Consider the following 8365-nt stretch of genomic DNA (forward strand, 5'->3'; position numbering starts at 1 on the left):
CGCCGGGCCGACGTCGGGCCGCGCCGGCCGTGGCCCTAGCGTGAGCGGATGGACGACGAGAGGGTGACCCGGCGCCGGGTCGGCGCCACCGAGATCCGCCGGGCCAACCGCGGCTGGTGGGACGCCGACGCGGACGACTACCAGGCCGAGCACGGCGCGTTCCTGGGCGACGCGGACTTCGTCTGGTGCCCCGAGGGGCTGCGCGAGGCCGACGCCGGGCTGCTCGGCGACGTCGCCGGCCGCCGGATCCTCGAACTGGGCTGCGGCGCCGCGTCCGCAGCCCGGTGGCTGGCCACCCGGGGCGCCCACCCGGTCGCTCTGGACCTCTCCGCCGGCATGCTGCGGCACGCGGCGCAGGCGGCCGGGCGGACCGGCGTACGCGTGCCGCTGGTGCAGGCCGACGCGCTCGCCCTGCCCTTCGCCGACGCGGCGTTCGACACCGTCTGCACCGCCTTCGGCGCCATCCCGTTCGTGGACGACTCGGCGGGCGCGATGCGAGAGGTGGCCCGGGTGCTGCGCCCCGGCGGTCGCTGGGTCTTCTCGGTCACCCACCCGATGCGGTGGATCTTCCTGGACGACCCCGGCGAGGGCGGGCTGACCGCCGTGCACTCGTACTTCGACCGCTCCCCGTACGTGGAGCAGGACGAGCACGGGGTGGCCACCTACGTCGAGCAGCACCGCACCCTCGGCGATCGGATCCGGGAGCTGGTGGGCGCCGGATTCCGGCTGCTGGACCTGGTGGAGCCGGAGTGGCCGGCGGGGCACGAGGGGATCTGGGGGCAGTGGAGCCCGCTGCGCGGCCGGCTCTTCGCCGGCACCGCCATCTTCGTCGCGGAGAAGCCGGCGGAATGACACACCTCGCGACACCACCCCGTAGCCGGGCCGCGCCGTTTCCGCCCGGCGGGCCCGGGTACCCGGACGGCATGGCCGAGAAGGAGTTCCGCACCGGCGACCACGTCTCCTGGGCCAGCCACAGCGGCCGGGCGTACGGGGTCGTCAAGGAGAAGCTGACCGAACGGACGCACGTGCGCGGGCACGCCGTGAACGCGTCAATGGAGGAGCCGCAGTACCGGATCCGCAACGACGACTCGGGCCGGGACGTCGCCCACCGACCGGAAGTGCTGCGTCATGAGCCGAGGTGAGGATTCGGAGCAGACCTACCGCGAGTTCACCGAGGCGGTGAACATGAAGCCGGGCGAGCTGCGGTCGTGGCTGGAGACCGACGAGTCCAAGCACGTCGGCTGGCGCAAGCAGGGCACCAAGGGTGGCGAGACGGTCGGCCACGAGTCCGGCCGGAAGATCATCGAGCTGCTGCGCCGCAAGCGCGACGAGCTGTCCGCGGCCGACTACAAGCACATGCGCAAGGTCGTCGGATACGTGCGACGGCACATGGCGCAGCGACCCAGCGGCGACGTCCGCCGGACCCGCTGGCGGTACTCCCTGATGAACTGGGGCCACGACCCGGTCAAGGCGCCGCTGCCGCCGCCGGGCGGCCCGTCCCGCAAGGCCCTGGAACGGCACGGCGCCCCGCCGAAGGCGCGCCGCGGACCGGGACGGTGACCCGGGCCGCGAGCCGGGTGTGGTCGCCGGAGCGGGCGCGCCGGCAGGTCGGCGCTGTCGCGGTATCCCCGCCCCGGGATGCCACCACCTCGGCGAAACGGCGGCCGGGACGGCCGCCGTCGCTCAGTGGTCGGCGCTGTTCCAGTCGCGGCCCTCGCCGACGGAGACCTCCAGCGGCACCGACAGCGGGTACGCCTCCCCCATCCGGGCGCGGACCAGGGCCTCCAACGCCTCCCGCTCGCCCGAAGCGACCTCGAAAACCAGCTCGTCGTGCACCTGCAGCAGCATCCGGGAGCGCAGCCCGGCCTCGCGCAGCGCGGTGTCGACGTGCAGCATGGCGACCTTGATAATGTCGGCCGCCGACCCCTGGATCGGGGCGTTGAGCGCCATCCGCTCGGCGATCTCCCGGCGCTGCCGGTTGTCGCTGACCAGGTCGGGCAGGTATCGCCGGCGGCCGAGGATGGTGGACGTGTAGCCGTCCTGCCGGGCGCGGGCCACCACCTCCTGCAGGTAGTCGCGGACCCCGCCGAAGCCGGTGAAGTAGTCCTCCATCAGCCCGCGCGCCTCCTCGGTGCTGATCCCGAGCTGCTGGGAGAGGCCGAACGCGCTCAGCCCGTACGCCAGGCCGTAGTTCATCGCCTTGATCTTGCGGCGCTGGTCCGGGGTGACCTGGTCGACCGGGACGCCGAAGACCGACGAGGCGGTGGCGGCGTGGAAGTCGTGCCCGGAGTTGAACGCCTCGATGAGCGCGTCGTCCGACGACAGGTGCGCCATGATCCGCATCTCGATCTGGCTGTAGTCGGCGGTGAGCAGGCACTCGTAGCCCTCGCCGACGACGAAGGCGCGCCGGATGCGCCGCCCCTCCTCGGTGCGGATGGGGATGTTCTGCAGGTTGGGCTCGGTCGAGGAGAGTCGGCCGGTGGCCGCCACGGTCTGGTTGAACGTGGTGTGGATCCGGCCGTCGTCGGAGACCGACTTGAGCAGCCCGTCGACCGTCGACTTGAGCTTGGCCACGTCGCGGTGCCGCAGCAGGTGGTGCAGCAGCGGGTGCTCGGTCTGCGCGTAGAGCCACTGGAGGGCGTCGGCGTCGGTGGTGTAGCCGGTCTTGATCTTCTTGGTCTTGGGCAGGGCCAGCTCGCCGAAGAGGATCTCCTGGAGCTGCTTGGGCGAGCCGAGGTTGAACTCCCGGCCGATCACCGCGTACGCGCCCTGCGCGGCGGCCTTCACCTCGGCCGCGAAGTGCGCCTCCAGCTCCGACAGGTAGTGGGTGTCGGCGGCGATGCCGGTGCGCTCCATGGCGGCGAGCACCCGCATCAGCGGCAGCTCCACGCCGGCCATCAGCCGGGCGGACTGCTCGCCGTCCCGGGACAGCTCGGCGTCGATCGCGTCGGCCAGGTCGAGGGTGGCCCGGGCGTGCAGCATCAGGTTCTGCTCGGCCTCGCCGTCGTCGCCCAGCCCGTCGAGGGTGAGCTGGCCGGTCTCCGGCGCGTCCACCCGCAGCTCCCGGTGCAGGTAGCGCAGCGCCAGGTCGGTCAGGTCGTACGAGCGCTGGTCGGGGCGGGCCAGGTAGGCGGCGATCTGGGTGTCGCGGGCGATGCCCTGCAGGTCCCAGCCGTGCGCGGCGAAGGCCAGCACCGCCGGCTTGCTGTCGTGCAGCACCTTGGGGCGGGTCTCGTCGGCCAGCCAGCCGGCGAGGGCGCCCTCGTCCTTCGGGTCCAGCGTCGCCGGGTCGACCCAGGCGGCCGCGCCGCCGGCGGTGGCCAGCGCCAGCCCGGTCACCGCGGCGGTGTGCCGCCGGTTCGGGCCGGTGTCGAGCTTGACCGCCACGCCGACCGGGGTGCCGGCCGGGGCGTGCGTCTCCAGCCAGCCGGCCAGCGCGCCGGGCTCGGTGAGCACCACGCCGGCCAGCTCGAAACCGGCCTCCGCCTCCGGCTCGACCGCCTCCAGGTACTGGTAGAGCCGGTCGCGCAGGATGCGGAACTGGAGGGTGTCGAAGACCTGGTGCACGGCCTCCCGGTCCCAGCCCTGCCAGCGGCTGTCCTCGGGGCGCAGCGGCAGCTCCAGGTCGGCGACCAGGCAGTTGATCTCGTAGTTGCGGATCACGTCGGCGAGCCGCTCGCGCAGGCTGTCGCCGGCCTTGCCCTTGATCTCGTCGGCGCGGGCGATGACGCCGTCCACCCCGCCGTACATGTTGATCCACTTGGCCGCGGTCTTCGGGCCGACGCCCGGGATGCCGGGCAGGTTGTCGCTGGTCTCGCCGACCAGCGCGGCCAGGTCACGGTAGCGGTCCGGGCCGACCCCGTACTTCGCCTCGATCGCGGCCGGGTCCATCCGGGCCAGGTCGGAGACGCCCTTGCGGGGGTAGAGCACGGTGACCCGGTCGCCGACCAGCTGGAACGCGTCCCGGTCGCCGGTGGTGATCAACACCTCCATGCCCTGGTCGCGGGCCTGGCAGGCGAGGGTGGCGATGACGTCGTCCGCCTCGTACCCCTCCTTCTCCACCACCGGGACGCGCAGCGCGGCCAGGACCTCCTTGACCAGGCTGACCTGGCCCTTGAAATCGGTGGGGGTCTCGCTGCGGCCGGCCTTGTACTCGGCGTACTTCTCGGTGCGGAAGGAGCGCCGGGAGACGTCGAAGGCGACCACGAGGTGGGTGGGCTGCTCGTCGCGGAGCACGTTGATCAGCATCGAGGTGAAGCCGTAGACCGCGTTGGTGGGCTGCCCCGTGGTGGTGGAGAAGTTCTCCACCGGCAGGGCGAAGAACGCCCGGTATGCCAGGGAGTGTCCGTCGACGAGGAGCAGGCGCGGGGTCGTAGCTGTCACGGCAGCGACTCTAGTCCGTGGGCCCGACAACCCGGGGATGGCGGCACCGCAACGCCGACGGCCGGCCGCCCGCGAGGGACGACCGGCCGCCGGGGTACGCGTCAGGCGACGCCGAGGTACGCCTCCTTGACCGCCGGGTCGTGCAGCAGGTCCCGGCCGGTACCCTCCTTGACGATCCGGCCGGTCTCCAGCACGTAGCCCCGGTGGGCGCGGGAGAGCGCCTGCTGGGCGTTCTGCTCCACCAGCAGGATCGTGGTGCCCTGCTCGTTGATCCGGGTGATGATCTCGAAGATCTGCTGGATCAGCATCGGCGCGAGCCCCATCGAGGGCTCGTCGAGCAGCAGCAGCCGCGGGCGGGCCATCAGCGCCCGGCCCACCGCCAGCATCTGCTGCTCACCGCCGGAGAGCGTGCCACCGGCCTGCTTGCGCCGCTCGGCGAGCCGGGGGAAGAGGTCCATGACCATCTTCATGTCCTCGGCGACGCCCGACCGGTCCCGGCGGGTGTACGCCCCCATCTCCAGGTTCTCCAGCACGCTCATGCCGGGGAAGACGCCCCGGCCCTCGGGCGCCTGCCCGATGCCCCGGGCCACCCGCAGGTCGGCCCGCATCCGGGTGACGTCGGTGCCGTCGAAGACGATCGAGCCGGACGCCACCGGGCGCAACCCGGAGATGGCCCGCATGGTGGTGGTCTTGCCGGCGCCGTTCGCGCCGATCAGCGCCACCACCTCGCCCTCGTTCACCGTCAGGCTGATCCCGTGCAGCGCCTGGATCCGCCCGTACAGCAGGGTCAGGTCCTTGATCTCAAGCAGCATCGGTCGGCACCCCCAGGTACGCGGCGATCACCTTCGGGTTCTCCCGGACCTCGGCCGGGAGGCCCTCGGCGATCTTCTTGCCGAACTCCAGCACGACGATCCGGTCGGTGACCCCCATGACCAGCCGCATGTCGTGCTCGATGAGCAGCACGGTAGTCCCGTTGTCCCGGATCTTGCGGATCAGGCCGAGCAGTTCCTCCTTCTCCGCCGGGGTGAAGCCGGCGGCCGGCTCGTCCAGGCAGAGCAGGGTGGGGTCGGTGGCCAGGGCCCGGGCGATCTCCAGCCGGCGCTGCTCGCCGTACGAGAGATTGCGGGCCAGGTCCCCGGCGCGGCGCTCGATGCCGACGAAGCGCAGCAGCTCGTACGCCTTGTCGCGGCCGTGCCGCTCCTCCCGCCAGTGCCGCGGCAGCCGCAGCATCGCGGAGATCACGCTGGTCTTGTGGTGGGCGTCCGCGCCCACCATCACGTTCTCCAGCGCGGTCATCTCGGGGAAGAGCCGGATGTTCTGGAAGGTCCGGGCGATGCCGGCCTTGGTGATCCAGGACCGGCGCCTGCCGTTGGTCCGCTGCCCCTTGAACCGGATCTCACCCTCGGTCGGCCGGTAGACGCCCGTCATCGCGTTGAAGCAGGTCGTCTTGCCGGCGCCGTTCGGGCCGATCAGGCCGAGGATCTCCCCCTTGTAGAGGGTGAACGCGACATCGTTCAGGGCGACCACACCGCCGAAGCGGAGGGTGACGTGGTCGACCTCCAGCAGCGGCTCCCGCCCGGCCGGGGCGGTCTCCCCGGGGGTGGGCTCCACCGGCGTGTCCGCGCCGGACTCCGGCGGGGTGCCGACGGTGCTGCGACCGTCGTCGGCGATGTCCCGCTCGCTGGTCTCGTCCCGCTCGCTGTGCATCTGCGGCTCACTCATTGGGCACCGTCTCCTGGGGGACCGCTTCCTTGCGCCGGTCGGCGAACTCCGCCGCCCGGCGCCGGCTGGGCACCAGACCCTGCGGCCGGAAGATCATCATGACGATGACCACCAGGCCGAAGACGAGGATCCGGTACTCCGCCGCGTCGAACTCGACACCGATCAGGTCGCCCACGCCGCGCAGCCACTCCGGCAGGTACCAGGTGATCGCACCGCCGGCGATCGCGCCCTTGATGTTGCCCGCGCCGCCGAGGATGACCGCGGCGAGCACCAGGATCGAGTTCTCCAGCAGGAAGCTGTCCGAGTTGATGAACGTCTGCTTGCCGGCGAATATCGCACCGGTCAGACCGCCGACCGCCGCGCCGATCGCGAACGCCCACAGCTTGTACTTGAACGTCGGCACGCCCATGATCTCGGCGGCGTCCTCGTCCTCGCGGATCGCCACCCAGGCCCGGCCGACCCGGCTGTTGACCAGGTTCCGCATCGCGAAGATGATCACGATGATCACCGTGAGGATCAGCCAGTAGTAGGGCTTCGAGCTCTCCACGCCGAACAGCGGCTTGCCGTCCGCGCCGCTGCCCGGCGGGTGCGGGATCTGCGGGATGCCCCGCTGGCCCTGCGCGATGCCCTCGTTGCGGGCCGCGTAGAGGCGGATCATCTCGGCGAAGCCGAGGGTCACGATCGCCAGGTAGTCGCCGCGCAGCCGCAGCGTCGGGCCACCGAGGATCACCCCGGAGACCATGGCCACCACGATCGCCACCGGCACCGCCGCCAGCCACGGCCAGTTCGTGCCGAACCGGCTCTCCGGTGAGGTCAGCAGCGCCACCGTGTACGCGCCGACCGCGTAGAAGCCGAAGTAGCCCAGGTCGAGCAGGCCGGCGAAGCCGACCACGACGTTCAGCCCCACCGCCAGCAGGACGAAGACCGAGGTGTCGAAGAGCACCGTCGCGAAGTCCGAGCGGGTGGTGTAGAAGGCGAAGTAGTCGCTGCCGATCGGGAAGCCGAGGTACTCGTAGAACCACTTGTTGGGCAGGATGTAGAGGAAGACCACGAGCGCGGCGAGGCCGGCCCAGCGGACCTGCTTCGGCATCGCGTCCCAGCGGGTACGGAACGCCGCCATGCGTCCGGTCTTTTCCGAGGTGGCGGTCATGCGCGCGCCCTCCCGAGAGATTCGCCGAGCAGGCCGGTGGGCCGGAACATCAGCAGCACGATCAACAGCACGAAACCGGTGAAGTCCTTCCAGTCTCCACCGAACAGGCCGGCGGCGTAGTTCTCCACCACCCCGAGGAGCAGACCACCGAGCAGCGCGCCGCGCAGGTTGCCGATGCCGCCGAGCACCGCGGCCGAGAAGGCCTTGAGCCCGATCAGGAAGCCGACGTTGAACTTGGTGAACCCGTACCGGACGTCCCACAGCAGCGCGGCCACGCCGGCCATCAGGCCGCCGAGCACGAACACCAGCAGGATCACCCGGTTCTTGTTCACGCCCATCAGCGCGGCGGTGTCCGGGTCCTGGGCCACGGCGCGGATACCGCGACCGAGCCGGCTGCGGTTCACGAACTGGTCGAGCCCGATCATCATGATCAGCGTGACGCCGAGGATCAGCAACTGGAGGTTGGTGACCTCGGCCCCGAAGAGGGTGAAGACCGTCTTCTGCGGGATCAGGTCCGGCATGCCGTACGGGGCCCGCTCGGTGCCGATGCCGAACGACTCGGAGAGCACGAACGACGCGCCGATCGCGGTGATGAGGAAGGCCAGCGGCGGGGCGTTGCGGCGACGCAGCGGCCGGTAGGCGACCAGTTCGACGACGACCGCGGTGGACGCCGACGCGACCATCGCGACCGCGAGGCCGGCGAGGATCGCCACGACCAGCGGGCCGAAGGCGGGGGCGGGGCTGTTCTGGTCGTAGCCCAGCGCCTCCCAGGTCCACAGGGCGGTGAAGGTACCGACCATGAAGACCTCGGAGTGGGCGAAGTTGATCAGGCGCAGAACGCCGTACACCAGGGTGTAGCCGAGCGCGACGAGCGCGTAGATCGCGCCCTGTTCCAGCCCGGTGATGGTCAGCGCCGGGAAGTTCCCGAAGAGCTCATCGAAGTTCAAGAGGGGGCTCCAACTGTGCGGCCAAGCGGTGGGGGGGGGGGGGAAGGGCGCCCCCCCCCCCCACCCCCCTTTTTAGCTCCTCGGAGACGGACGGGCCAGTAGGGCAGTTGGGGCTTGGCGGGAAGCCAGGGTGGGGGCGATGGATGGGGGGGGATGGGGGGTC

At 71.4% G+C, this 8365-nt stretch carries 8 protein-coding genes; 3 read left to right on the forward strand and 5 right to left on the reverse strand.

The window, feature by feature from the left end:
- The first annotated feature begins 48 nt into the window (after nt 1–48).
- From ACZ6S5_RS17410 to ACZ6S5_RS17420, 3 genes are all read left to right on the forward strand, one after another.
- A complete protein-coding gene (locus tag ACZ6S5_RS17410; RefSeq protein ID WP_466001476.1) occupies nt 49–852 on the forward strand; it encodes a class I SAM-dependent methyltransferase in 804 nt (267 codons plus the stop codon).
- Nucleotides 853–923: 71 nt separating this feature from the next.
- On the forward strand, nt 924–1142 hold the full coding sequence (locus ACZ6S5_RS17415; protein WP_466001478.1) for a hypervirulence associated TUDOR domain-containing protein: 219 nt from the start codon (nt 924–926) through the stop codon (nt 1140–1142).
- A complete protein-coding gene (locus tag ACZ6S5_RS17420) occupies nt 1129–1560 on the forward strand; it encodes a DUF3140 domain-containing protein (RefSeq protein WP_466001480.1) in 432 nt (143 codons plus the stop codon). The genes ACZ6S5_RS17415 and ACZ6S5_RS17420 overlap by 14 nt, the downstream gene beginning before the upstream one ends.
- 123 nt (nt 1561–1683) lie before the next feature.
- On the opposite strand, the gene polA is transcribed toward ACZ6S5_RS17420, so the two are convergent.
- From polA to ACZ6S5_RS17445, 5 genes are all read right to left on the reverse strand, one after another.
- Nucleotides 1684–4383: a DNA polymerase I gene (gene polA, locus ACZ6S5_RS17425; protein WP_466001482.1), complete on the reverse strand. Its 2700-nt coding sequence runs from the start codon at nt 4381–4383 to the stop codon at nt 1684–1686.
- A gap of 101 nt (nt 4384–4484) precedes the next feature.
- Nucleotides 4485–5195: an ABC transporter ATP-binding protein gene (locus ACZ6S5_RS17430; protein ID WP_466001484.1), complete on the reverse strand. Its 711-nt coding sequence runs from the start codon at nt 5193–5195 to the stop codon at nt 4485–4487.
- A complete protein-coding gene (locus tag ACZ6S5_RS17435; protein WP_466001486.1) occupies nt 5185–6105 on the reverse strand; it encodes an ABC transporter ATP-binding protein in 921 nt (306 codons plus the stop codon). The genes ACZ6S5_RS17430 and ACZ6S5_RS17435 overlap by 11 nt, the downstream gene beginning before the upstream one ends.
- Nucleotides 6098–7255: a branched-chain amino acid ABC transporter permease gene (locus tag ACZ6S5_RS17440; protein ID WP_466001488.1), complete on the reverse strand. Its 1158-nt coding sequence runs from the start codon at nt 7253–7255 to the stop codon at nt 6098–6100. The genes ACZ6S5_RS17435 and ACZ6S5_RS17440 overlap by 8 nt, the downstream gene beginning before the upstream one ends.
- Complete coding sequence (locus ACZ6S5_RS17445; protein ID WP_466001490.1) at nt 7252–8202, reverse strand: branched-chain amino acid ABC transporter permease; 951 nt, start codon at nt 8200–8202, stop codon at nt 7252–7254. Before ACZ6S5_RS17445 ends, ACZ6S5_RS17440 begins: the two co-directional genes overlap by 4 nt.
- Nucleotides 8203–8365: the final 163 nt, after the last annotated feature.

The sequence above is a fragment of the Micromonospora sp. NPDC051924 genome, from assembly GCF_055586005.1.